Source organism: Pseudomonas sp. TH49, assembly GCF_016650625.1.
GTDB classification, from domain to species: domain Bacteria; phylum Pseudomonadota; class Gammaproteobacteria; order Pseudomonadales; family Pseudomonadaceae; genus Aquipseudomonas; species Aquipseudomonas fluorescens_H.
On record NZ_JAEKFL010000001.1, the window covers coordinates 131,653 to 155,325 of the forward strand.

Annotated in this window: 18 protein-coding genes; 7 read left to right on the top strand and 11 right to left on the bottom strand. The window is 60.5% G+C overall.

Annotation, left to right across the window (positions count from 1 at the left end; genetic code table 11):
- Positions 1 to 32: 32 nt before the first annotated feature.
- From pcaF to pcaR, 5 genes are all read right to left on the bottom strand, one after another.
- A complete protein-coding gene (gene pcaF, locus JFU48_RS00705) occupies positions 33 to 1,238 on the bottom strand; it encodes a 3-oxoadipyl-CoA thiolase (RefSeq protein WP_201135610.1) in 1,206 nt (401 codons plus the stop codon).
- Positions 1,235 to 2,014: a CoA-transferase subunit beta gene (locus tag JFU48_RS00710; RefSeq protein WP_103485655.1), complete on the bottom strand. Its 780-nt coding sequence runs from the start codon at positions 2,012 to 2,014 to the stop codon at positions 1,235 to 1,237. Before JFU48_RS00710 ends, pcaF begins: the two co-directional genes overlap by 4 nt.
- Positions 2,014 to 2,871, bottom strand: a complete 858-nt coding sequence (locus JFU48_RS00715) for a CoA transferase subunit A (protein WP_003222404.1) — start codon at positions 2,869 to 2,871, stop codon at positions 2,014 to 2,016. The genes JFU48_RS00710 and JFU48_RS00715 overlap by 1 nt, the downstream gene beginning before the upstream one ends.
- Positions 2,872 to 3,144: 273 nt before the next feature.
- Entirely contained in the window at positions 3,145 to 4,491 is a 1,347-nt protein-coding gene (locus tag JFU48_RS00720; RefSeq protein ID WP_103485654.1) for an MFS transporter, read from the bottom strand.
- A gap of 294 nt (positions 4,492 to 4,785) precedes the next feature.
- Positions 4,786 to 5,628: a pca regulon transcriptional regulator PcaR gene (gene pcaR / locus JFU48_RS00725; protein WP_003222399.1), complete on the bottom strand. Its 843-nt coding sequence runs from the start codon at positions 5,626 to 5,628 to the stop codon at positions 4,786 to 4,788.
- A gap of 652 nt (positions 5,629 to 6,280) precedes the next feature.
- Here pcaR and JFU48_RS00730 point away from each other — a divergent pair.
- Complete coding sequence (locus tag JFU48_RS00730; RefSeq protein WP_003222398.1) at positions 6,281 to 6,481, top strand: hypothetical protein; 201 nt, start codon at positions 6,281 to 6,283, stop codon at positions 6,479 to 6,481.
- Positions 6,482 to 6,856: 375 nt separating this feature from the next.
- Positions 6,857 to 8,332, top strand: coding sequence for an inorganic phosphate transporter (locus tag JFU48_RS00735; protein WP_003222397.1), 1,476 nt, complete (start codon positions 6,857 to 6,859; stop codon positions 8,330 to 8,332).
- A 1,376-nt stretch (positions 8,333 to 9,708) separates the two neighbouring features.
- On the opposite strand, the gene ccoM is transcribed toward JFU48_RS00735, so the two are convergent.
- From ccoM to JFU48_RS00745, 3 genes are all read right to left on the bottom strand, one after another.
- Complete coding sequence (ccoM, locus tag JFU48_RS30265; RefSeq protein WP_003222396.1) at positions 9,709 to 9,822, bottom strand: cytochrome c oxidase subunit CcoM; 114 nt, start codon at positions 9,820 to 9,822, stop codon at positions 9,709 to 9,711.
- 148 nt (positions 9,823 to 9,970) lie between these two features.
- The gene (locus JFU48_RS00740; RefSeq protein ID WP_146774706.1) at positions 9,971 to 10,225 is read right to left on the bottom strand and encodes a hypothetical protein; all 255 of its coding nucleotides are present in this window, start codon (positions 10,223 to 10,225) and stop codon (positions 9,971 to 9,973) included.
- Positions 10,226 to 10,244: 19 nt separating this feature from the next.
- Positions 10,245 to 10,586: a hypothetical protein gene (locus JFU48_RS00745; protein ID WP_003222394.1), complete on the bottom strand. Its 342-nt coding sequence runs from the start codon at positions 10,584 to 10,586 to the stop codon at positions 10,245 to 10,247.
- A gap of 253 nt (positions 10,587 to 10,839) precedes the next feature.
- Between JFU48_RS00745 and rapA the strand changes: the two genes are divergently transcribed.
- Positions 10,840 to 13,686 (top strand): RNA polymerase-associated protein RapA, encoded by a 2,847-nt coding sequence (gene rapA, locus JFU48_RS00750; protein WP_003222393.1) that lies wholly within the window; start codon positions 10,840 to 10,842, stop codon positions 13,684 to 13,686.
- 172 nt (positions 13,687 to 13,858) lie between these two features.
- On the opposite strand, the gene JFU48_RS00755 is transcribed toward rapA, so the two are convergent.
- Positions 13,859 to 15,208, bottom strand: coding sequence for a spinster family MFS transporter (locus JFU48_RS00755; RefSeq protein ID WP_201135611.1), 1,350 nt, complete (start codon positions 15,206 to 15,208; stop codon positions 13,859 to 13,861).
- Positions 15,209 to 15,508: 300 nt separating this feature from the next.
- Between JFU48_RS00755 and JFU48_RS00760 the strand changes: the two genes are divergently transcribed.
- Both JFU48_RS00760 and JFU48_RS00765 read left to right on the top strand, forming a co-directional pair.
- Entirely contained in the window at positions 15,509 to 15,877 is a 369-nt protein-coding gene (locus JFU48_RS00760) for a YkgJ family cysteine cluster protein (RefSeq protein WP_201135612.1), read from the top strand.
- Positions 15,878 to 16,025: 148 nt separating this feature from the next.
- Positions 16,026 to 18,308, top strand: a complete 2,283-nt coding sequence (locus JFU48_RS00765; RefSeq protein ID WP_201135613.1) for a putative bifunctional diguanylate cyclase/phosphodiesterase — start codon at positions 16,026 to 16,028, stop codon at positions 18,306 to 18,308.
- Here JFU48_RS00765 and JFU48_RS00770 read toward each other — a convergent pair.
- Complete coding sequence (locus tag JFU48_RS00770; protein ID WP_201135614.1) at positions 18,199 to 19,095, bottom strand: NAD(P)-dependent oxidoreductase; 897 nt, start codon at positions 19,093 to 19,095, stop codon at positions 18,199 to 18,201. The genes JFU48_RS00765 and JFU48_RS00770 overlap by 110 nt on opposite strands.
- A 197-nt stretch (positions 19,096 to 19,292) precedes the next feature.
- On the opposite strand from JFU48_RS00770, the gene JFU48_RS00775 reads away from it, so the two are divergent.
- Complete coding sequence (locus tag JFU48_RS00775; protein WP_103485739.1) at positions 19,293 to 21,491, top strand: hypothetical protein; 2,199 nt, start codon at positions 19,293 to 19,295, stop codon at positions 21,489 to 21,491.
- Between the two features lie 294 nt (positions 21,492 to 21,785).
- Here JFU48_RS00775 and JFU48_RS00780 read toward each other — a convergent pair whose 3' ends face one another.
- The gene (locus JFU48_RS00780) at positions 21,786 to 22,091 is read right to left on the bottom strand and encodes a DUF2288 domain-containing protein (RefSeq protein WP_201135615.1); all 306 of its coding nucleotides are present in this window, start codon (positions 22,089 to 22,091) and stop codon (positions 21,786 to 21,788) included.
- 352 nt (positions 22,092 to 22,443) lie between these two features.
- On the opposite strand from JFU48_RS00780, the gene JFU48_RS00785 reads away from it, so the two are divergent.
- A complete protein-coding gene (locus JFU48_RS00785; RefSeq protein ID WP_003222386.1) occupies positions 22,444 to 23,571 on the top strand; it encodes a branched-chain amino acid ABC transporter substrate-binding protein in 1,128 nt (375 codons plus the stop codon).
- Positions 23,572 to 23,673: the final 102 nt, after the last annotated feature.

The following is a 23,673-nucleotide window of genomic DNA, read 5'->3' on the forward strand; positions in this document are numbered from 1 at the left end:
CTTTCCTCAGTTCTTGTTCGTGCAGCTGTGCGTCAGACGCGTTCGATGGCCAGCGCCAGACCCTGCCCGACGCCGACGCACATGGTTGCCAGACCTTTCTTGCCGCCGGTCTTTTCCAACTGATGCAACGCAGTCAGCACCAGTCGCGCGCCGCTCATGCCCAACGGGTGACCCAAGGCAATCGCGCCACCGTTCGGGTTGACCTGCGACGCATCATCGGCCAGACCCAGTTCACGCAGCACCGCCAGGCCCTGGCTGGCGAAGGCTTCGTTGAGTTCGATCACGTCGAAATCGCTGACCGCCACCCCGAGACGCTCGATCAGTTTGCGCACCGCTGGCACCGGGCCGATGCCCATCACCCGTGGCGCGACGCCGGCACTGGCCATGCCCAGCACTTTGGCGCGGGCGGTCAGGCCGTGTTTCTTCACCGCTTCAGCCGAAGCGAGAATCAGCGCGGCCGCGCCGTCGTTGACCCCGGACGCGTTGCCGGCGGTGACAGTCTTGTCCGGGCCGTTGACCGGTTTGAGTTTGCTCAGGGCTTCAAGCGTGGTGTCGGCGCGAGGATGTTCGTCCTGGCTGACCACGGTTTCGCCCTTCTTGTGGGCAATGCGTACCTCGACGATTTCCTCGGCGAAGTAGCCCGCCGCCTGCGCGGCGGCGGTGCGTTGCTGGCTGCGCAGGGCGAACGCGTCCTGGTCGGCGCGCGACACTTTATAGTCGTCGGCGACGTTGTCGGCGGTCTGCGGCATCGCATCGACGCCGTACTGCGCTTTCATCAACGGGTTGATGAAACGCCAGCCGATGGTGGTGTCTTCCAGTTTCATGTTGCGCGAGAACGCTGCGTCCGCCTTGCCCATCACGAACGGCGCGCGGGACATCGACTCGACGCCGCCGGCAATCGCCAGCTCCATCTCGCCACTGGCAATGGCGCGGAACGCGGTGCCGATCGCATCCATGCCCGAAGCACAGAGACGGTTGAGGGTCACGCCCGGCACGCTGTCCGGCAAGCCCGCCAGCAGCAGCGCCATGCGCGCCACGTTGCGGTTGTCTTCGCCTGCCTGGTTGGCGCAGCCGAGGAACACTTCGTCGATTGCATTCCAGTCCACCGAGGGATTGCGCTCCATCAGCGCCTTGATCGGCACGGCGGCCAGATCGTCGGCGCGCACGGCGGCCAGACCACCGCCGAACCGGCCGATGGGGGTGCGAATCGCATCGCAGATATATACGTCACGCATCATGCTTCTCCCGGTGCCTGGCCGTGGGCGGCGGCGGTGCGCGCTTCGAGATCGCGCAGTGCAGTGAGTTCGACCTCGGTCGGTGCCGCCGTGGTTTCAACGTTGTCGGCAAAGCGGATCGCCCAACCGGTGGCTGCGATCACCTGCTCGCGGGTCACGCCCGGATGCAGGGCGGTGACCACAAATTCGTGGGTGCCCGCTTCCGGCTCCATGATGCACAGGTCGGTGATGATCCCGACCGGACCGGCACCCGGCAGGCCCAGACGCTTGCGCGAATCGCCGCCCTCGCCGTGACCGACCGAGGTAATGAAGTCGAGCTTGTCGACGAACGACCGCGCCGACTGTTTGAGGATGATCAACACGCTCTTGGCCGAACCGGCGATTTCCGGCGCGCCACCGGCACCCGGCAGGCGCACTTTCGGCGCGTGATAGTCGCCGACCACGGTGGTGTTGATGTTGCCGAAACGGTCGACCTGCGCCGCGCCGAGAAAACCGACGTCGATGCGCCCGCCCTGCAGCCAGTAGCGAAAAATCTCACCGGTCGGCACGACGGTGTCGGCAGTTTCCGCCAATTCGCCGTCACCGATCGACAGCGGCAACACGCTTGGCTTGGCGCCAATCGGGCCGGATTCGTAGATCAGCACCACGTCCGGCGACGAGGTCAGGCGCGCGAGGTTGGCGGCTTTCGACGGCAGGCCGATGCCGACGAAGCACACCGAGCCGTTTTTCAGGCGACGGGCCGCAGCGACGGTCATCATTTCGTTGGTGGTGTAAGTCATTACTTGGCCTCCGAAGCAGCGGCCAACTTGGCCTGGAACTCGCTGAAGTCAGCGCAGCCATGGATGTATTCGTTGATCCACGCGGTAAACGTCTCACGGTCACGGGCGATCGGATCCCACGCCTGATAGAAACGATTGTCACGTTCGGTGTAACCGTGGGCGTAGGACGGATGCGCGCCGCCCGGCACGTGGCAGACCGCGCTCAAGGCCCAGGTCGGCAGCACGCAAGCGTTCATCGGGGCGTTGAGGTTGTCGACGATTTCCTCGACGGTGACGATGCAGCGCTTGGCCGCCAGTGCGGCTTCTTTCTGCACACCGAGAATGCCCCACAGCAACACGTTGCCTTGGCGGTCGGCCTTCTGCGCGTGGATCACGGTCACGTCCGGACGTACCGACGGCACCGCCGCCAGCACTTCACCGGTGAACGGGCAGGTCACGGATTTGATCAGCGGGTTGACCTTCGGCAGGTCGGAACCGGCGTAGGCCCGCAGCACGGCGAACGGCAGGCCGGAAGCGCCGGCGACGTAGGCGTTGGCCAAGTCGGCGTGGCTGTGCTCTTCGATTTCCAGCGCATGCGGCCACTGCTTCTCGACCGCATCGCGCAGACGGTGCAGCGAACCGACACCCGGGTTGCCACCCCAGGAAAAGATCAGCTTGCGTGCACAACCGGCACCGATCAGTTGGTCGTAGATCAGGTCAGGCGTCATCCGCACCAGGGTCAGATCTTTCTTGCCCTGACGAATGATTTCATGACCTGCGGCTGTCGGAATCAGGTGAGTGAAGCCTTCGAGCGCGACGGTGTCGCCGTCGTTGACGAATTGCTTCACCGCGTCGTGCAGCGAAAGAATCTCAGCCATGGAGCAGGCTCCCGTTTTTGTAGTGAATCGCCAGTGAGAAAAAGGCGCGAGGTTCAGCGCCGGAGTCACTGCAGATTAAGCCGCTGAAAATCGCCAAACAATCCGATAATCGACTGAGTGTTCGTTTATCGAACAGATTGTTACCACCCTATCAATCACAAGCAAAAGCTTCGCGAGCAAGCCCGCTCCCACATTTGAAATGTGTTTTCCCTGTGGGAGCGGGCTTGCTCGCGAAGGCGTCGGAACATTCAACGCAAATCAAAATGACTCGACTCAAGTCGCATCCGCATGACTGACCACGCCTTTAATCACCACCGCCGTCGTCGCCAACGCCGCCGGAATCACCAGTGCCGTCAACACCTGCTCAAAGTTCCAGCCCAACCCCAGCAACGTCGCGCCCATCCACGCCCCGAGAATCGCACCAAACCGGCCAATCCCGAGCATCCACGACACCCCGGTCGCGCGGCCCTGGGTCGGATAAAACCGCGCCGCCAGCGACGGCATCGCCGATTGCGCACCGTTGACGCACATCCCCGCCACCAGCACCAAGGTCGCGAGCAAGGTGATGTTGCCCAGGCTCTGCCCCACCGCATAGGCAAACACCCCGGCCAGCAGGTAGAACGTGCCAATGACCTTGTGCGGATTGAAGCGGTCCATCGCCCAGCCCACAGCGACCGCGCTCAACACCCCGCCGAACTGGAACAACGCGCCGATGAACGCCGCCTGCTCCATGCTCGCGCCGCTGTCACGCATCAGGGTCGGCAGCCAACTGGTCAGCAGGTAGACGATGACCAGGCCCATGAAGTAGGTCAGCCACAGCAGCAAGGTGCCGGCGCTGTAGGTGCCGGAGAAAATCACCGCGAACACGTTGCGCGCCTTGACGGTTTTCTGTTCCGGCACGCTGAAACTCGAGGCCTGCGCGACGGTGACCGGATCGATCGGCGACAAGGTCTTGCGCACTTTGTCGGTGCCGCGATTACGCACCACCAGATAACGCGCCGATTCCGGCAGCCAGAACAACAGCACCACGGCGAGGATCAGCGGCAGGATCCCGCCGATCAGCAACAGGCTGTGCCAGCCGAACGCCGGGATCAGCTTCGCCGAAATGAATCCGCCGCCGGCCATGCCGAGGTTAAAACCGCAGAACATGCTGGTCACCAGCAAGGATTTCTTGCGCTCCGGGGTGTACTCCGAGAGCAGTGTGGTGGCGTTGGGCATGCCGGCGCCCAGACCGAGGCCGGTGAGGAAACGCAGCACCAGCAATTGTTCGACGTTGGTGCTGTAGGCCGAAGCCAGACTGAAAGCGCCAAACAGCAGCACCGCGCCGACCAGTACCACTTTGCGCCCGAAGCGGTCAGCCAGTGGGCCGGAACCCAGTGCGCCGAACACCATGCCGATCAGCGCGGCACTCATCACCGGGCCGAGGCTGGCGCGGTCGATGCCCCAGTCCTGGGACAAGGCCGGGGCGATAAAGCCCATCGCCGCGGTGTCGAGGCCATCGAGAAACACAATCAGGAAACACAGGATCACCACCCGCCACTGATAGCGCGAGATCGGTTGGGCATTGATGAAGGTCTGCACGTCGAGGCAGTTACCTACAGCGGACTGAGGCTGGTTCATTATTTTTATTCCACGCAAAAAACGCAGTCGAACGGCGGCCGGCCAAAAAGCGGCACGGTCACAAGAATAGAAGATCGAAATCAGGCGTTGCGGTGAATCCGGCAACAGGGAATGGGGCTGAGACAGTCGGGGAGCATGCGCATGGTGAGTTGCCTCTTGTCATTATTATGGGAGTCGACAATCCGGCAGGCTCATTCACATCTGCGCCGGATGACGCTGCCGCGACATTAATGATCCGAGGCTTTTAGCGTCAATTCGATAAACGCAACACTGTGCGTTTATCGAACAGCTTCATCAGGCGAACAACTGGGCGCTGAGGTCGCGGCTGGCACTGAGCAGGCCCGGCAGAAAGCGTTGCTCCAGCTCGGTACGGCTGACGCGGCCGGCGTGGGTGCTGACATTGAGCGCCGCGACCACCTGACCCGACGCGTCGTACACCGGCACGGCAATCGAACGCAGGCCTTGCTCGAGTTCCTGATCGACGATGCACCAGCCCTGCTGCCGAACTTCCTGCAGGCATTCGAGCAGACTTTCCGGGGTATGCAGTGTGCGACTGGTTTTGGCCACCAGTTCGGCATGGTCGAGGTATTCGCCCAGCGAGGTGTCGTCCAGCGCCGCCAGCAGGATGCGGCCCATCGACGTGCAATACGCCGGTAGCCGCCCACCCACCGACAGGTCCACCGAAATCAGCCGCTGCGTGGTCGCCGAACGGGCGATGTACAGAATGTCGTCGCCTTCAAGTGTGGCCATGTTGCAGGCTTCGTGCAGTTGCTCGCTCATGCGATCGAGGTACGGCTGGGCCGACACCGCCAGCGGCGTCGATGACAGATAGGCGTGGCCAAGGGTCAGGACTTTGGGCAGCAGTGAATATGTGCGGCCATCGGTGGTGGCGTAACCCAGTTTGATCAAGGTGTGCAGGCAACGGCGCACGGCGGCGCGGGGAATTTCCGTGCGGTGGCTGATCTGGGCGATGGTCAGGTGTCGCTTGCGCTCCTGAAACGCCTGCACCACCGCCAGGCCACGGGCCAGCGAGGTCATGAAATCCGGATCGCCGGTCAGCGCCTGGATGCGCTTGGCCGGCGAAGCGACGATCGGCGGCGCCACGGAGGTGAAGGAGTTGCGCATTTGATCGTTCATTTCTTGTCCTTTTGCATCACGGATCAATGGCTATACAAGCGGCTCGCCGACAGATGCACAAGGGCCGAGACGCCAAGATTGGGCGATTATCGAACCGCCGACCGATTATCGCAATCCATCAGCCGCCGTCCTTCGCGGCTTCTTCAATCGTTGGGCCAACCTGTTCAGCCAACTTTGCATGACCCATTAGTTGCTCGACTTAATGGCGCCAGAAACTGAACGCGCGTCCTTAAAGGTTTCGACAAATTTCAACTAGCGATAAAACTTGTCAGCAACAAAACGATCACACATCCCGAACCGTTTTTAACTTGGCAAAGATAGTCAATCCCGATTCGACCGCTATAATGCACCTCAGTGGCGCCGCGTTTTCACTGGCCGAGGGTGCCGCCCGCTGATGCGCTGCCTATTGCCGTCAGCCCCGGCCAGCGCCTGACGCTCATTATTCATGCACCGCCAGCGCGCTTGCTGAAACAGGAAACTGATGCTGCGTCAGTTTTAATCTGGTGCCGTAGCCGCCTGCAACATGGAAGTCTTGATCGCCCTGCCGACAACTCCAATGCCTGAACTGGCATTGCCCCTCGGTGGACGTGTTCAATCGACTCGTTGCCGTGCGTTTCACCAGACATTTATCTCAACTCAAACAGGTAGCACTGTGACGAAAGACGAACTGCGCGCGGAACTTGAGCGCCAGGAACAACGTTACAAGGAAGTTTACGGCGGGGAAGTCACCACCTACGCCGCCCAACCCGAACCGGAACGCAAGGCATGGCGTAAACGCCCCACAGTTCAGGATCAGGTTTTCCAGCAAGAACTGAAAAAAATGGAAGAAGAACTCAAAACCGAAGAACCATGAACGGGCGATCCTGAGTTTTTCGAGGGCCTGCGTCGCCACCGGCTACAAGCACGGTGACCCGATGATGCCTTGCGCGCCCGCTACCCGCGGGCAGCGGCCACCTCCCCCGTCCTGCACGGGAAAGGAGCGTGTCTGACTCGTTTCAGAGATATTTCACACAAACGTTTGAGGCCCCTGCGCGCTCGACAAAACGCCTGCTGCCTGAAAGTTTTTCCAAGCCAATCAAGCACTTGAAAAACCCTGCAACACGCTCGGGCTTTGCACCTTGCAACAATTTAATTCGACATTGATTGCTACCGATGAGCAGGTAGGGGATCGATTTCCAGTCTTTTCTGGCATAATCGCGCCCCCTTATGACCGGGTCAGAAAACCTTCATGATCGATTTATTCAGCGGACTGGATGCTTGGGTGCTTGTGAGCCTCTTGCTCGCCCTGACGTTTGTCCTCGCCTTCGAGTTCATCAATGGATTTCATGACACCGCTAACGCGGTAGCCACTGTTATCTACACCAAAGCCATGCCGCCTCACCTGGCGGTGTTCTTCTCCGGTGTGTTCAACTTCCTCGGCGTGTTGCTGGGCGGCGTTGGCGTGGCGTATGCCATTGTTCACCTGCTGCCGGTAGAACTGCTGATCAATGTGAACACCGGCCATGGCCTGGCGATGGTGTTCTCGTTGCTCGCCGCGGCGATCACCTGGAACCTGGGCACCTGGTACTTCGGTATCCCGGCCTCCAGCTCCCACACCCTGATCGGCTCGATCCTCGGCGTCGGCCTGGCTAACGCCCTGATCAACAACATCCCGTTGGCCGACGGCGTGAACTGGCAGAAAGCGATCGACATTGGCGCCTCGCTGGTGTTCTCGCCAATGGCCGGTTTCCTGATCGCCGCGCTGATCCTGATCGGCCTGAAGTGGTGGCGCCCGCTGTCGAAGATGCACAAGACCCCGGAACAGCGCCGCAAGATCGACGACAAGAAGCATCCGCCGTTCTGGAATCGCCTGGTCCTGGTGATCTCGGCCATGGCCGTGAGCTTCGTGCACGGTTCCAACGATGGTCAGAAAGGCATCGGCCTGATCATGCTGGTACTGATCGGTATCGTGCCTGCGCAGTTCGTGCTTGACCTGAGCAGCACCACCTACCAGATCGAGCGCACCCGTGACGCGACCTTGCACCTGAGCCAGTTCTACAAGCGCAACGCCGACTCCCTTGGCGAATTCCTGGCCCTGGGCAAAAGTGTTGAAGGCGATCTGCCGGAAAAATTCCGCTGCAACCCGCAGCAGACCGAACCGACCATCAACGCCCTGCTTGGCACCCTTAAAGGTGTAGCGGACTACCATTCGCTGTCCTCGGAAAGCCGCATCGAAGTCCGTCGCTACTTGCTCTGCCTGGACGACACCGCGAAGAAAGTCGGCAAGCTGCCAGGCCTTGAAGCGCGTGAAAAAGCTGACCTGGACAAACTGCGCAAAGACCTGACCACCACCACTGAATACGCGCCGTTCTGGGTGATTCTGGCGGTCGCACTGGCCCTGGGCCTGGGCACCATGGTCGGCTGGAAACGTGTGGTACTGACCATCGGCGAGAAGATCGGCAAGCAAGGCATGACCTACTCTCAGGGCATGTCGGCGCAGATCACCACTGCCAGTCTGATCGGCATGGCCAACATTTTCAGCCTGCCAGTGTCCACCACCCACGTCCTGTCCTCGGGCGTGGCCGGCACCATGGTCGCCAACAAGAGCGGCCTGCAGGGCGGGACTGTTCGCACTATCCTGCTGGCGTGGGTGCTGACCCTGCCGGCGACTGTGGCGTTGTCGGCTGGGTTGTTCTGGTTGGCGTCCAAAGCGTTGGGTAGCTGATAGACCGCAGCACATGAGAAAGGCGTGATTCGTGAGGATTGCGCCTTTTTTTGTTTTGGTTGGGGTTGGATTGGGGGCATATCCGTTGCTGCGGGGGTTGCTGATTACGGTTCCGCCCTTACGGCGGGTCACTTTTTCCAAACGCCGAAAAAGTAACCAAAAAGGCTTCCCCCGGCGTACGGCACTTCGCTGAGGCTCAGTGTTCCCTCGCTACGGTGTCCATCAGGGGGCATCGCCTACGGTTTGCTTCGCTGCACCTCCTCTCGATGGATGCGGCTCCGCCGCATGGCGCTGCGCGCCTACCCCCCTGATGGACACCTTCGCTCGGCCTGCCGAAGGGGCTCGAAGATCAAAAGCCACATCAAGAGCCAGAGCCAGAGCCAGAGCCAGATCAAAAGATCGCAGCCTTCGGCAGCTCCTACATGGGATTGGGTGTATTCAGTAAGAGATTGGTCGGCTGACAGGCCGCCTTCGCGAGCAAGCCCGCTCCCACAGTGGGGCCGGGCATATCAGTAAGAGATTGGTCGGCTGTCAGGCCGCCATCGCGAGCAAGCCCGCTCCCACAGTGGGGCCGGGTATATCAGTAAAAGATTGGTCGGCTGACAGGCCGCCTTCGCGAGCAAGCCCGCTCCCACAGTGGGGCCGGGTACATCAGTAAGAGATTGGTCGGCTGTCAGGCCGCCTTCGCGAGCAAGCCCGCTCCCACAGTGGGGCCGGGTACATCAGTAAGAGATTGGTCGGCTGTCAGGCCGCCTTCGCGAGCAAGCCCGCTCCCACAGTGGGGCCGGGTACATCAGTAAGAGATTGGTCGGCTGTCAGGCCGCCATCGCGAGCAAGCCCGCTCCCACAGTGGGGCCGGGTGCATCCGCAAGAAATTGGTCGGCTGTCAGGCCGCCATCGCCAGCAGGCTGGCTCCTACAGTTCAGATTGCGTGCTGCCCCTGCGGCGAAGCCGCCCCACTCACCACAATGAGCGTTAGCTCGAGTAAAGCTTTTGATCTCAGGGCCCGTCGGCAGGCTGAGTGGAGGGATTTATCCGGGGGTGGGAGCGCAGCGACCGTTTGGCGCAGCCAAACACAGCGAGAGGAGGTGCAGCGAAGCAAACCGTAGGCGCTGCCCCCCGGATGAATCCCGGAGCGAAGGAACCCGAGCCTAAGCGAGGGCCGAACGTCAGGGTAAAGCCTTTTTGGTTACTTTTTCGGCGTCTGGAAAAAGTGACCCGCCGTAAGGGCGGAACCCTAATCAGCAACCCCCACAGAAACGGATATACCCCCAAAACCCCAAGAACATGGTCGGCCCAAAGGCCGCCAAGAACACAAAAAAAAGGGCAACCGAAGTCGCCCAAAATGCCTTGCGTGCTCATCAAACCCAGAAAGACTACTTCTTGCGCTTATTCGCATCCTTCCAGATAAAAAATCCAAACCCTGCAAAAAACAGAACCATGAGACCTACGGTCAGAACCCCGGCAAACACCACGTTATCGAAAAACATGACTGTGGCCTCCTGGCCCCTGCTTTGCTGCGATGGAGCTAAGTTAACCAATCACGCAGGCGCAGAAATTGACCAGGATCAAGTCCGGACAACACAGAGGATAAAGGCGGGAAAATAACTGACCTGCATCAAAGGATGCAGGGGAAGATCAACGCTTTTTCGGTTTCTTTTTCGGCTTTTTCTGGGTTTTTCCCAACGGCATGGCCTGCTCGAAGGCCTTGCGAACTTCGTTAAGCCGCTTTTCGTTGAGATCATGCACACGCTTGGCGCGTTCAGTGCCGAGGTCGATCAGTTTTTCATCTTGGCTCATGGCGTTCAGCGCATCACTTGAAGAAAACACAACTGCCGCATCAGCGGCAGGGCTGCGCCAATCATGCAGCCTGACAACAGCACCCGACAACAATTCGTGTAAACCTTCGTACTCAGATCTCGATATCGACCCACAAGCCCTGACGCGGCTGATCTTCCATCAGCGGCACCACCGGCACGGTGTTGTCAGCATTCAGCTCGGTGCCCGGCACGGCCAGATGCTCCTCCGGGTCTTCGTCGGCTTCGCGACGGCGACGATCACGCTCCTGCTGGCGACGCTGTTCTTCGCGCGCCAGCAGTCGATCCTCTTCCGGATCGCGCTTTTGCAGATCGATCGTGCTTTCGTTGGAGCTTTCCTGCACCGGCACCACCGGAGGAATGTCCGGCCGCTGGCGAATCGGATCCTGCTGGGAAGTGATCGGCACAGCGCTCAGGGGGAGCATCGGTGGCAGCATATATAGGGTCTCCTGTCAGCAAGCTATCGGCTGCGGCAAAGGCGCCTTGAGCCATCCGTCGCAAATCTGTGACGCACTTGGCACCTGCAGGAGCTGCCGCAGGCTGCGATCTATTAATCGGACACCACAAATCTCAAGTGTTTCCAAAGATCAAAGGATCGCCGCCTGCGGCAGCGCCTACCCAGTAATCTTTGGCCCTGAAGCCTGCATTCCGTTAAGATAGCCCGCTTTTTCAAGGTGGGAGTCAGGCAGCATGGCGCAGCAGTATCAACCGGGGCAACGCTGGATCAGTGACAGCGAAGCAGAGCTTGGTTTAGGCACCGTTCTGGCACAGGACGGCCGCTTGTTGACCGTGCTTTACCCGGCCACTGGCGAAACCCGCCAGTACGCGCTACGGAATGCGCCCCTCACCCGCGTGCGATTCTCGCCGGGTGACACCATTACTCACTTCGAAGGCTGGAAGATGACCGTGCGCGAAGTCGACGACGTCGACGGGCTGATGGTCTATCACGGTCTCAACGGGCAGAACGAAGCCGTTACCCTGCCGGAAACCCAGCTGTCGAACTTCATTCAGTTCCGTCTGGCCAGCGACCGTCTGTTCGCCGGGCAGATCGACCCGTTGTCATGGTTCTCCCTGCGCTACAACACCCTGGAACACACCAGCCGCCAGTTGCAGTCCTCGCTCTGGGGCCTGGGCGGCGTGCGTGCGCAACCAATCGCGCACCAGTTGCACATCGCCCGTGAAGTCGCCGACCGTATTGCGCCGCGGGTTCTGCTGGCGGACGAAGTGGGTCTGGGGAAAACCATCGAAGCCGGTCTGGTGATCCATCGCCAACTGCTCTCGGGCCGCGCCAACCGCGTGCTGATCCTGGTTCCGGAAAACCTGCAGCACCAGTGGCTGGTGGAAATGCGCCGCCGTTTCAACCTGCAGGTCGCGCTGTTCGACGAAGAACGCTTCATCGAAAGCGATGCCACCAACCCGTTCGAAGACACCCAGCTGGCATTGGTTGCCCTGGAGTGGCTGGTCGAAGACGAGAAGGCGCAGGACGCCTTGTTCGCCGCCGGCTGGGATCTGATGGTGGTCGACGAAGCCCACCACCTGGTGTGGCACGAAGACAAGGCCAGCCCTGAGTATTCGCTGGTCGAACAACTGGCTGAAGTGATTCCCGGCGTGCTGCTGCTCACCGCGACCCCGGAACAACTGGGTCAGGACAGCCACTTCGCCCGTCTGCGCCTGCTCGACCCGAACCGTTTCCATGACCTGGCCGCGTTCCGCGCCGAGAGCGAGAACTATCGCCCGGTGGCCGAAGCCGTTCAGGAACTGCTCGACAAAGGGCGCCTGTCGCCTGCAGCACACAAGACCATCCACGGTTTCCTCGGCAACGAAGGCGAAGCCCTGCTGACTGCGGTCAACGATGGCGACAGCGAAGCCAGCGCGCGTCTGGTGCGTGAACTGCTCGACCGCCACGGCACTGGCCGCGTGCTGTTCCGTAACACCCGCGCCGCCGTGCAGGGTTTCCCGGAGCGCAAACTGCACCCGTACCCGCTGCCATGCCCGGACGAATACCTCGAACTGCCGCTGGGCGATCACGCTGAGCTGTACCCGGAAGTCAGCTTCCAGGCCCAGCCTGACGCCAGCGAAGAAGAGCGCTGGTGGAAATTCGACCCGCGCGTCGAGTGGCTGATCGATCAACTGAAAATGCTCAAGCGCACCAAAGTGCTGGTGATCTGCGCCCACGCCGAAACCGCGATGGATCTGGAAGACGCGCTGCGCGTGCGTTCCGGCATCCCGGCCACGGTGTTCCATGAAGGCATGAACATCCTCGAGCGTGACCGCGCCGCCGCCTACTTCGCCGACGAAGAATTTGGCGCACAGGTGCTGATCTGCTCGGAAATCGGCAGTGAAGGTCGCAACTTCCAGTTCGCGCACCACCTGGTGCTGTTCGATCTGCCGTCGCACCCGGACCTGCTCGAGCAGCGTATCGGGCGTCTCGACCGGATCGGTCAGAAGCACATCATCGAACTGCACGTGCCGTACCTGGAAACCAGCCCGCAAGAGCGCCTGTTCCAGTGGTACCACGAAGCGCTGAACGCGTTCCTCAATACCTGCCCGACCGGCAACGCCTTGCAGCATCAGTTCGGCCCGCGCCTGCTGCCGCTGCTTGAAGAAGCCGATGACGGCGAGTGGCAAGCGCTGATCGACGAAGCCCGCGCCGAGCGCGAGCGTCTGGAACAAGAGCTGCACACCGGTCGCGACCGTCTGCTGGAACTCAACTCCGGCGGCGCTGGCGAAGGTGACGCGCTGGTCGAGGCGATCCTTGAGCAGGACGACCAGTTCGCCCTGCCGATCTACATGGAAACCCTGTTCGACGCGTTCGGCATCGACAGCGAAGACCACTCGGAAAACGCCCTGATCCTCAAGCCGAGCGAGAAAATGCTCGACGCCAGCTTCCCGCTGGGCGACGACGAAGGCGTGACCATCACCTACGACCGCAATCAGGCGCTGTCGCGCGAAGACATGCAGTTCATCACCTGGGAACACCCGATGGTGCAGGGCGGCATGGATCTGGTGCTGTCCGGTTCGATGGGCAACACCGCCGTCGCGCTGATCAAGAACAAGGCGCTGAAACCGGGCACCGTGCTGCTGGAACTGCTCTACGTCAGCGAAGTGGTTGCACCGCGCTCGCTGCAACTGGGCCGCTACCTGCCGCCGGCCGCCCTGCGCTGCCTGCTCGACGCCAACGGCAACGATCTGTCGCCGCGGGTCTCGTTCGAAACCCTCAACGATCAACTGGAAAGCGTGCCACGTGCCAGCGCCAACAAGTTCATCCAGGCCCAGCGCGATCAGCTGACGCCACGGATCAACGCCGGTGAAGACAAGATTGCCCCGCGTCACGCCGAGCGCGTGGCCGAGGCCCGTCGTCGTCTGGCGGCCGATACCGAAGAAGAACTGGCGCGCCTGACCGCGTTGCAAGCGGTCAACCCGACCGTGCGCGACAGCGAACTGGATGCGTTGCGCAAGCAACGTGAACTGGGTCTGGCGATGCTGGATAAAGCGGCGCTGCGTCTGGAAGCGATCCGGGTGTTGGTGGCGGGTTAAACCGCCCTGCTTCAGTGCTGAAAACAAGAAGGCCCGCAGTGATGCGGGCCTTTTTGTTTGTCTGATATTCATGCTGCGCTGTTGATTGCCTCTTCGCGAGCAAGCCCGCTCCCACAGGGATCGACTTCACACCGCAGATCCAATGTGGGAGCGGGCTTGCTCGCGAAGGCGATCATGCAGTCGCCACCGCACCATCAGGTTCACTCACCGCCACCAACCCCTCCTTCATCCGCTGCGCATCCCGCACAAAAAACCGCGCCGCCAGAAACAGAAACACCATGGTGAAAAACAGCGCCACCGGAATCAGATACATCGCGTCATGCAGCCCGACAGCCTTGAATGCCTCGGTCATCTGCTCAGCCCCCGCCGAAATCATCGCCGACTGGGCGAAGTGATCCGACAAACCACCGACCACCACCGGCCCCAGGCCACCGCCCAGTAAATACAACCCGGCGAAGAACAACGCCATGGCCGTGGCCCGCAAGCGCGGCTCGACCACGTCCTGAATCGCCGTGTACACGCAGGTATAGAAGTTGTAGGCAAACAGCCAGCCGACGCTGAACAGCGCGACAAACACCCCGATCTCGACACGCCCGACATACAGCGCCCACACCGTACACACCGTTGAGACGATCAGGCTGAACCCGGCAAACAGTAGCCGTCCGTTGGCAACACGCTGATGAATCTTGTCGGCGATCCAGCCACCCAGGGTCAGGCCGATCAACCCGGTGATGCCGACAATCACTCCGGTCGCTACCGCCGCATCGTGCAGAGGCATCAGGAAATAGCGCTGCAGCATCGGCACCATGAACGAGTTGCAGGCATAGGTGGCGAAGTTGAAACACAACCCGGCCAGCACCAGCCAGAGGAACGTCGGCACCGCGAGCACCCGGCGAATCGGTTTGTCGACTCTCTCCTGCGAGACCTGCACGGTTTCTGCCGCACCGCGTTTGGGTTCCTTGATGAAGAACATGAACACCGCGAGGATCAGCCCCGGCACCGCCGCGATAAAGAACGGCGCGCGCCAGCTGTCGAACGCCTTGACCATCGCGCCGATGGTGAAGAACGCCAGCAGCAGGCCCAGCGGCAGGCCCAGCATGAAAATGCCCATGGCCCGCGCCCGACGGTGCGCCGGGAACAGGTCGCCGATCAACGAATTGGCGGCCGGCGCATAACTGGCCTCGCCAATGCCGATGCCCATGCGCACCAGCAGAAAACTCCAGAAACTGCCGACCAGACCATTGACTGCGGTCAGCGCGCTCCAGGTCGCCAGGCCCCAGCCCATCAGTTTTCTGCGCGAACCGGTATCGGCCATGCGCCCCAACGGCAGACCGGCGATCGCATAAACCAGGGTGAACGCGGTGCCGACGATCCCCAGTTGAAAGTCGCTGAGGTGCCATTCCATGCGGATCGGCTCGATGATGATCGCCGGAATGGTGCGGTCGAAGAAATTGAACAGGTTGGCAAGGAACAACAGGAACAGAATGCGCCAGGCATTCGCCGCTTGGGTCGAGTTCTGCATGGGTCCGTCTCTTTATTGTTATAGGGCTTCACTGCCGACGCATCCGAGCCCGGAACCTGCAATCTAGACAGGCGGGCCGGGGCTGTCTGTGATCATTCGTCAAGCTGATAACGAGGCATGGCACTGTAAAGAAACGTAAGCCCTTGATAAGTCAGCAATCCCCCATAAACCGGGGGTTTTGCGGCAAAATCCGGCTACAAAAAAATACTTTCGCGCCCCCCTTCCCAAGTCCATGGCGAAGCCTAGAATAGCCGCCGGATCCGTCCGGATTCGCCGATCAACCCCTTTGATGCCCTCCCCATGTCCGAAGTCAGTCCGTGTCTGAATTGCGGTGCCTGCTGTTCCCATTTTCGCGTGTCTTTTTTCTGGGGTGAATGCGCCTCCTCCGGCGGCACAGTGCCCGATGAACTGGTCACCCAGATCAGCCCCAGTCGGGTGGCGATGAACGGCACCGACTGCAAATCGCCGCGCTGTACGGCGCTGGTCGGTGAGGTGGGCAGTAACGTGCAGTGCTCGATTTATGAGCAACGCTCCAGTCCCTGCCGCGAATTCAATGCTTCCTGGGAAAACGGCGAACAGAATGTCGATTGCGACAAGGCGCGCGCCCGATTCGGCTTGCCGCCTCTCGAACCGGAATGGAATCAACTGCCTTACGACCAGAGCGCCTGACCCTTAGCGCCAATCGTTATGAGGCTCATGCCGAAATCGTTGGCGCCAATGTGCCACTATCGCTTGCATAGCAAAAACCGCCTCTATACTCCAGTCATTCGCCTGCGTTGAAGACGCAGTAGGGACGACTTCAGAGACGGGGCATGCTATGGAGTGGCTTGGTTTGCAGTTTGTTACCGAGCTGCCGGAGAGCGGGCAGGTCATTCTCGATTGCACACACAACCCCTTGCTGGTGCTGGTGGCCTATCTGGTCGCCTGCGCCGCGAGTTTTGCCACCCTCGACATGGCCGAACGCGTCGGTCACGCCGAAGACCCGGGCTCGCAACGGGTGTGGCGCTGGATCGGCGCTTCTTGCCTGGCCGGCGGCATCTGGGCCATGCACTTCATCGCCATGCTGGCGTTCCAGGCGCCGATCGAAGTCCACTACGATCTGGCGATTACCCTGTTCTCCCTGCTGATCGCCCTGCTCGCCTCGTGGCTGGCGATGCACACCTTGAGTGATCCGCAACCCAGCCTGGTGCACTACCTGAAAACCGCCATCGTCATCGGTCTGGGCATCGCCGGCATGCATTACGTCGGCATGGCGGCGATGCATTCGGTGGCCACCGCCTACTACCAGCCCCTGTTGTTCTGCCTGTCGATCGTGATTGCCATCGGCGCCAGCTTCGCCGCGTTGTGGGTCGCCGGTTATCTGCGTGAAGGCACTGGGCGTTTTCATCAATTACTCAAATACACCGCTGCGGTGATTCTCGGCGCCGGCATCATCAGCATGCACTTCACTGGCATGGCCGCGCTGCACCTGGTGTTGCCCGAAGGTACAGCACCGACGATGGCCGCCGACCCCAGCCATCTGCAACTGGGCCTGACGGTCGCGCTGATCATCCTGCTGATTCTCGGCAGCGCGATCAGTGCGGCCCTGGCCGACAAGAAACTGCAGAACAAGGAGCACGACCTGCGCCGGGTCAACGCCCTGCTCGGGCAGCTCGATCAGGCGCGGATGTCACTGCAGCAAGTGGCCAACTACGACGCCCTGACCAACCTGATCAATCGCCGTGGATTCAACCAGATCTTCGCCGAGAAACTCAGCCAGAAAACCAGCGAAGGCGGCATGCTCGCGGTGATGTTTCTCGACATCGACCACTTCAAGCGGATCAACGACAGCCTTGGCCATGACGCCGGTGACGCCCTGCTCAAAGTCATCGCCAATCACATCAAAGGTTCGGTGCGCAGTCATGAGGATGTGGTCGCGCGCTTCGGCGGCGACGAGTTCTGCATCCTGATCGGCCTGCACGACCGCGAAGAAGCACGCGGCATGGCGCAGCGGATCATGCAGAAAATGAAGGAGCCGATCGAGCTGGCCGGACGGCGCATGGTGATGACCACCAGCATCGGTATCAGCCTGTTCCCCGACGACGGCACCACCTGCGAAGAACTGCTCAAACATGCGGATCTGGCGCTGTATCAATCCAAGGGTGCCGGGCGAAACGGCCTGCATTTTTTCAGTTCCAACATGAAGACCCGCGCCAGTCTTGAACTGCAACTGGAAGAAGAACTGCGCCACGCCCTGCGCGAAGAAAACGGGCTGATGCTCTACTACCAGCCGATCTTCGAACTGAAAACCGGGCGGGTGACCAAGCTCGAAGCGCTGATTCGCTGGCAGCACCCGGTGCATGGCCTGCTGGCACCGGATCGTTTCATCGCGATTGCCGAAACCAACGGCCTGATCGCCGAGCTGGATAACTGGGTGCTGCGCCGGGCCTGCACCGACCTTGGCGAACTGACGCGCCACGGCTGCGACGAACTGAAAATCGCCTGGAACTGCTCGCCACTCAATCTTGCCCGGGAAGAGCTGGCCGATGAAATCGAAAGTGCGCTGCGCACCGCAGGCGTCGCGCCGGAACGACTGGAACTGGAAGTCACCGAAAACGCGCTGATGGGCAACATCGCCAACACCCTGGTGCTGTTGCGGCAGATTCGCGCCCTCGGGGTGTCGCTGTCGATCGATGACTTCGGCACCGGTTATTCATCGCTGGCCTACCTCAAGCGCCTGCCGCTGAACACGCTGAAGATCGACCGTTCCTTCATCCTCGACATCCCCAAGGCGACCGCCGACATGGAGATCGTCCAGGCGATCATCGTCATGGCCCACACCCTGCATTTGCAGGTGGTGACCGAAGGCGTGGAAAGCCTGGAGCAGTACGAGTTTCTTGAGCGCTCAGGCTGCGATTTCATTCAGGGCTACCTGCTCAGTCGCCCGGTGCCGCTGAATGAACTACGTCCGGTACTTGAGGAAATCAATCAGCGCAAACACTCGCACGCGGTCAATCCGCTGAGTCTGGCGCGCGGTACATTTGTACCAGTGTCGCTGGATCCTTCTGCAAAAAACCCTGCGCCCCATGCAGGCGCATCAGTTGTGCGGCCAATCCGCTGATCGGCGTGGCCGAGCCTTGTTCGCGGGAGAATTTCACCGCGGTGTCGAGATCCTTGAGCAGCGTGCGCACGTGCCATTTCACCGGTTCGAAACGGCTCTCGGCCATTTGCGGGGCGAGGATCTGCAATGGTTTCGAATCGGCAAAACCACCGGCCAGCGCTTCGGCGATCAGGCGCGCATCGACCCCGGCCTGCTCGGCCAGCACCACCACTTCGGCAATCACCAGCGCGTTGCAGGCGACGATCATCTGATTGCAGGCCTTTGTGACTTGCCCGGCGCCGATGCCGCCCATGTGCGTGACGCGCTGACCGAGGCGGAGCAATACCGGGCGCACCCGATCCAGATCCGCCGCCGCACCGCCGACCATGATCGCCAGACTGCCGGCCTCGGCGCCGACCACGCCGCCGGACACCGGTGAGTCGAGCCAGGCCATCCCGGTTTGGTCTGCCAACTCGGCGGCCATTTCGCGGGTAGCGGTCGGTTCGAGGCTGGAAAAGTCCACCAGCAACTGGCCGTTTTTCGCGCCTTCAGCGACGCCGGCGGGGCCAAACACCACCTCGCGCACCACCGCCGTATCAGCCAGACAGAGCATCACCACGTCGGCGTGTTCGCACAGTTCTGCGGGGCTCGCCACCTGCCGGGCGCCGGCCTCGACCAGTGGCGCGCACTTGGCCGGGTTGCGGTTCCACACGGTCAGCGGATAACCCGCGGCCAGCAGACGACGGCACATCGGCAAGCCCATCAGGCCGATTCCGGCAAAACCCAACGAAGGTAGCGTTGACATCATTTCGCCTCTTTTCGATTAAAGATCACTGAATAATGGCCGATTCATGAACGATCAGGAAAGGATTCCCCCGCGCGACGATCAGGCCAAGCCCCTGACGCCCGGGCCAAATACGCGCAGTCAAAGACGCGAGATCCTCTTTCCGTGAGGCTCGATGACATCGGTCGCCGAGCCAACCCTGTCCAGGTATATGGCGCACAATGACTTCTAAAAACAATCCGGCCACCGCGGTATCCGATCTGACCCTGAGCCCTGCGGCGAACAGCCCGGCTCCGATGAAGCCATTGCCTCCTTCGCGCCCGCTGGGCACTCACCAATACCTGTACTACACCGAAACCAATACCGACCGCATCCTCGACAACCTCGACGGTCTGCGTGACCTGGTGTTCCCGCGCCCGCCGCACCTGGAAGGCGACAACGAACAGCACAACGACCAGGAATTCCCCTCGGTGTGCCTGATCGGCCTCGGTCGCTGCGGCTCGAACATCGCCCTCGACGTCGCGGAGCTGGTGTACAACGCGCGCAAGTTCTACCTCAACGAATTCAACAACGAAGACCGTGCGGCGGATCGGCGTCTGGCCGACAAGGGCTACAGCCCGGCCCAGTGGATCAAGCACAACCTGCGGATCGGCCCGAACAAGTCGAGCAAACCGGTGTTCCTCGTCGAACCGCTGGTGATGCTCGGTGACCTCGACAAGGATATCGCCGGGCGCATCCGCTTCTCGCGAAAGGGCGAGAAAAGCGGCTTCCTGCGCGACTACAGCAAAATGAAGATCATGGACTTGTCCGAAGTCCACGCCGGTGGCGCCGGTAACGCGCCGATCCTCGGCCAGTATCTGGCGAAGATCATCCTCAACAAGGATACCCAGCGTTTCTCCAGCCCTGACTGGAAAATGATCCACTCGTACCTGATCGACAGTTGCGGCATCAAGGCCAACCAGTCGCGCCTGTACTTCTCGATCTTCAGTGCTGGCGGCGGTACCGGTTCGGGCATGGCCTCGGAGTTCGGCCTGGCCCAGCAGCACTCGTACATGAACAAGACGTTCGACACCAAGCCGATGGATGAGCACGACGGCAAGAGCGGGCATTCGTTCGTGTTCGAGCCGATCTTCACCAGCGGCATCTGCGTGCTGCCGAACATTTCCGACCACCGCAGTGAAATGTCCGAGGCGCTGCACATCAACGCCGGCCGCCTGCTGTGCAAATACCTGTCGGAAGAATGGGATTTCTCCTACAACTTCGCCAATGAAGACAGCAGCGAAGCCAGCGTCATGGGCCGTATCCGCCCATGGAACGCGATGATGCTGATCTCCAACGACATCATGCGTTACGCCGAAGAGAGCGATGACGGCAACATCCAGAACATTGATGTCAACGCGATGGAGAAGCACGCCAACCAGTACATCTCGCAGCAAATCTTCAACATTCTGACGGCGCAGGCGGTGACCACCGACTACGACCAGAACTACTTCCGTCGCGCCGGCATCGACATCGGCGAAACCATCCGCCTGGACGCCAACGACCTGTTCATGAGTCTGGCCGGCCCGGTGGCGATTGCCTACGCCGAATCGGTAGTGCCGGAAACCCCGCCGCCGAGCAGCGACAAGTTCAAGGTGTTCGACAAAGAGCCGCAGCGTCTGAACATCGATGACCTGTTCTTCCGCTCGATCGACCTGCCGCACTTCAACAAAGTCACCCAGGCCATCGAAGGCATCAGCCTGCTGCCGATCGAATCCAAGCGCTATCGCGCCTCGCTGGAGCAGTACAAGAATTCCGGCTACGACGCCGCCGCGCTGCACGACCTGCACTTCTTCAAGAACTGCTCGTCGGTGGTCTCGATCGTCTCGCTGCCGAAGGACTACAAGCTGTCGTACATGGACCTGAACCGGTTGAAGACCCACCTCAACAGCCTGTTCCCCAACACCACGCTCAAGCGCTATGCACTGGTGATCGGTGCCTCGGCCAACCTGTCGCTGACCACCCTGATCGCCAAGAGCCCGTGCCTGTCGGACGACTTCCTGACCCTGATCGTGGCGTTCATCAAGCGCTGCTTCGCCAAGACCCCGTACCGTTTCGACGAGACCCTGGACAACTCGATCCTCGACTTCATCATCAATGAAGACTTCGACGAAGACCGTATCGACGATCTGCTCAACGAGTTCGAAAACCCGGCAAAGATCCTCGACACCAACTGGTACGCGATCAAGCCGATGTACGAGAAGAAGTACCGCGAGCTGATCAACGACAAGGACAAGTTTGTCTCGATCAACGACATTCGCCTGTCGCGTGATTGCGTGAAGAAAGCGATCAAGTACCTGCGCGAGATCTACCGTCACCGGATCGGCAAGACCAAGGTTATTTCCCTGAATAACCATACCGGGAAGACTTACTCGGTCTGATCGCAGACCGAGTCGCCCCCTTCGCGAGCAGGCTCGCTCCCACAGGGAAGTGCATTCCAAATGTGGGAGCGAGCCTGCTCGCGAAGAGGCCATTCCAAACGCCGCAAAACCTTCATTGCCAACATCCAGAAACAATTAAGCAGCCGTTAGGCTGCTTACTAAACTGTTCCCGTTACGTTTACGTCACCGTGAGGCCACCCACGCTTGTGGCATTTCTCTACGGCAACGTGCCATCACGCTACTCGGCTACACACTTTTCCCGGATGACGGCACGCACTACAAAGGTGCACCCCTTCAGACCTGCGCCCTTTCCTGGATCAGAATCCACGGACTCACCACCACCGCCCACAGCGCTGGATCACGCTCGAAAATATCCAGCGCCCGCGTTTCAGACAGCTTGGCGAGTTTGTCCTCGGCCAGCCAGGTGGCGACTTTCTCGCCATCGTCCGATGCCACGGCCTCGGCGGCGGCGATCAAATCCAGGGCCGGGTCGACCCACAATAGGGCACCCTTGGCGAAGAACGGTTCCAGCTCTTTCCAGGTGATAGATGCGGTTTCACCAAGCAGCTTGGCATAGAGGGTGCTAGGTTCTTGATTCATGGGACTGTCCGGAAAAGAAATCGACGCGAATGATAACGTCGGTGGTCCGGCAGAAAAACCCGGTTGCAAATGGCTTCACCGAACGAAAAGAGCAGGAACGCCAAGGAATGCTGCTGTTTGGGGCATAAGCCCCAGGAAAGCCCCGCCGCAATTCTGTCTTTTTCATTCAAAAATGCGACACCCACAAGTTTTGCCCCCTGGCGCCAGCTTCCCAGGCCAACAACCGGCGCTCTACACTGTACCGGTACAGTTGCCGGGGGCATTTCCGGAGGGTATCGCAAAGATATCTGACCCGGTTCTGCTGCTACGGCGCCAGAACTCAAAAAAATTACAACAGTAAGAGTGGAGCACTATGACTAAGGCTACTAAGCAGATTTCCAAACTGTTTGCCGCTATGGTTCTGGCCGGGGTTGCCAGCCATTCGTTCGCCGCTGACACCATCAAGATCGGTATCGCCGGCCCTAAGACCGGTCCTGTAGCCCAATACGGCGACATGCAGTTCAGTGGCGCGAAAATGGCCATCGAGCAGATCAACGCCAAGGGCGGCGTCGACGGCAAGAAACTCGAAGCCGTTGAATACGACGATGCCTGCGATCCGAAACAAGCCGTAGCGATCGCGAACAAAGTCGTCAACGACGGCGTCAAGTTCGTGGTCGGTCACCTGTGCTCCAGCTCCACTCAGCCTGCTTCGGACATCTACGAAGACGAAGGCATCGTGATGATCACCCCGGCTGCCACCAGCCCGGACATCACTGCCCGTGGTTACAAAATGATCTTCCGCACCATTGGTCTGGACAGCGCCCAGGGCCCTGCCGCCGGTAACTACATTGCCAAGTACGTCAAACCGAAAGTCGTCGCCGTACTGCACGACAAGCAGCAATACGGTGAAGGCATCGCCACCGCCGTTAAACAGACGCTGGAAAAAGACGGCGTAAAAGTCGCGGTATTCGAAGGCATCAACGCCGGCGACAAGGACTTCTCCTCGATCATCGCCAAACTCAAGCAAGCCAACGTCGACTTCGTCTACTACGGCGGCTACCACCCGGAACTGGGTCTGATCCTGCGTCAGTCCGAGGAAAAAGGCCTGAAAGCCAAGTTCATGGGTCCGGAAGGCGTGGGTAACGACTCCATTTCGCAGATCGCCAAAGACGCCTCCGAAGGCCTGCTGGTGACCCTGCCGAAATCCTTCGACCAGGATCCGGCCAACGTTGCCCTGGCTGATGCCTTCAAGGCGAAGAAAGAAGATCCGAGCGGCCCGTTCGTGTTCCCTTCCTACTCGGCGGTTGAAGTGATTGCCGGCGGTATCACCGCAGCCAAATCCGAAGACCCGGCCAAAGTGGCCGCAGCCATTCACGCAGGCTCCTTCAAGACCCCTACCGGCGACCTGAGCTTCGACGCCAAGGGCGACCTGAAGGACTTCAAATTTGTGGTTTACGAGTGGCACTTCGGCAAACCGAAAACTGAAGTTTCGCCTCAGTAAGGCGCGCCCTGACTGACTGCCAATAAAGCCCACGGCGTGCCGTGGGCTTTGTTTTACGAATGTATGGGCCGCGCTGGCGTGATCCGCCAGTCTCCCCACCTG

Coding starts and splice junctions, on each gene's coding strand:
- JFU48_RS00735 (WP_003222397.1), top strand. CDS start 6,857: ATGATCGATTTATTCAGCGGACTGGATGCTTGGGTGCTTGTGAGCCTC.
- JFU48_RS00765 (WP_201135613.1), top strand. CDS start 16,026: ATGGAGTGGCTTGGTTTGCAGTTTGTTACCGAGCTGCCGGAGAGCGGG.
- JFU48_RS00745 (WP_003222394.1), bottom strand. CDS start 10,586: ATGCTGCCACCGATGCTCCCCCTGAGCGCTGTGCCGATCACTTCCCAG.
- pcaR (WP_003222399.1), bottom strand. CDS start 5,628: ATGAACGATCAAATGCGCAACTCCTTCACCTCCGTGGCGCCGCCGATC.
- JFU48_RS00775 (WP_103485739.1), top strand. CDS start 19,293: ATGACTTCTAAAAACAATCCGGCCACCGCGGTATCCGATCTGACCCTG.
- JFU48_RS00755 (WP_201135611.1), bottom strand. CDS start 15,208: ATGCAGAACTCGACCCAAGCGGCGAATGCCTGGCGCATTCTGTTCCTG.
- rapA (WP_003222393.1), top strand. CDS start 10,840: ATGGCGCAGCAGTATCAACCGGGGCAACGCTGGATCAGTGACAGCGAA.
- JFU48_RS00715 (WP_003222404.1), bottom strand. CDS start 2,871: ATGGCTGAGATTCTTTCGCTGCACGACGCGGTGAAGCAATTCGTCAAC.
- JFU48_RS00720 (WP_103485654.1), bottom strand. CDS start 4,491: ATGAACCAGCCTCAGTCCGCTGTAGGTAACTGCCTCGACGTGCAGACC.
- JFU48_RS00710 (WP_103485655.1), bottom strand. CDS start 2,014: ATGACTTACACCACCAACGAAATGATGACCGTCGCTGCGGCCCGTCGC.
- JFU48_RS00760 (WP_201135612.1), top strand. CDS start 15,509: ATGTCCGAAGTCAGTCCGTGTCTGAATTGCGGTGCCTGCTGTTCCCAT.
- pcaF (WP_201135610.1), bottom strand. CDS start 1,238: ATGATGCGTGACGTATATATCTGCGATGCGATTCGCACCCCCATCGGC.
- JFU48_RS00780 (WP_201135615.1), bottom strand. CDS start 22,091: ATGAATCAAGAACCTAGCACCCTCTATGCCAAGCTGCTTGGTGAAACC.
- JFU48_RS00770 (WP_201135614.1), bottom strand. CDS start 19,095: ATGATGTCAACGCTACCTTCGTTGGGTTTTGCCGGAATCGGCCTGATG.
- JFU48_RS00785 (WP_003222386.1), top strand. CDS start 22,444: ATGACTAAGGCTACTAAGCAGATTTCCAAACTGTTTGCCGCTATGGTT.
- ccoM (WP_003222396.1), bottom strand. CDS start 9,822: ATGTTTTTCGATAACGTGGTGTTTGCCGGGGTTCTGACCGTAGGTCTC.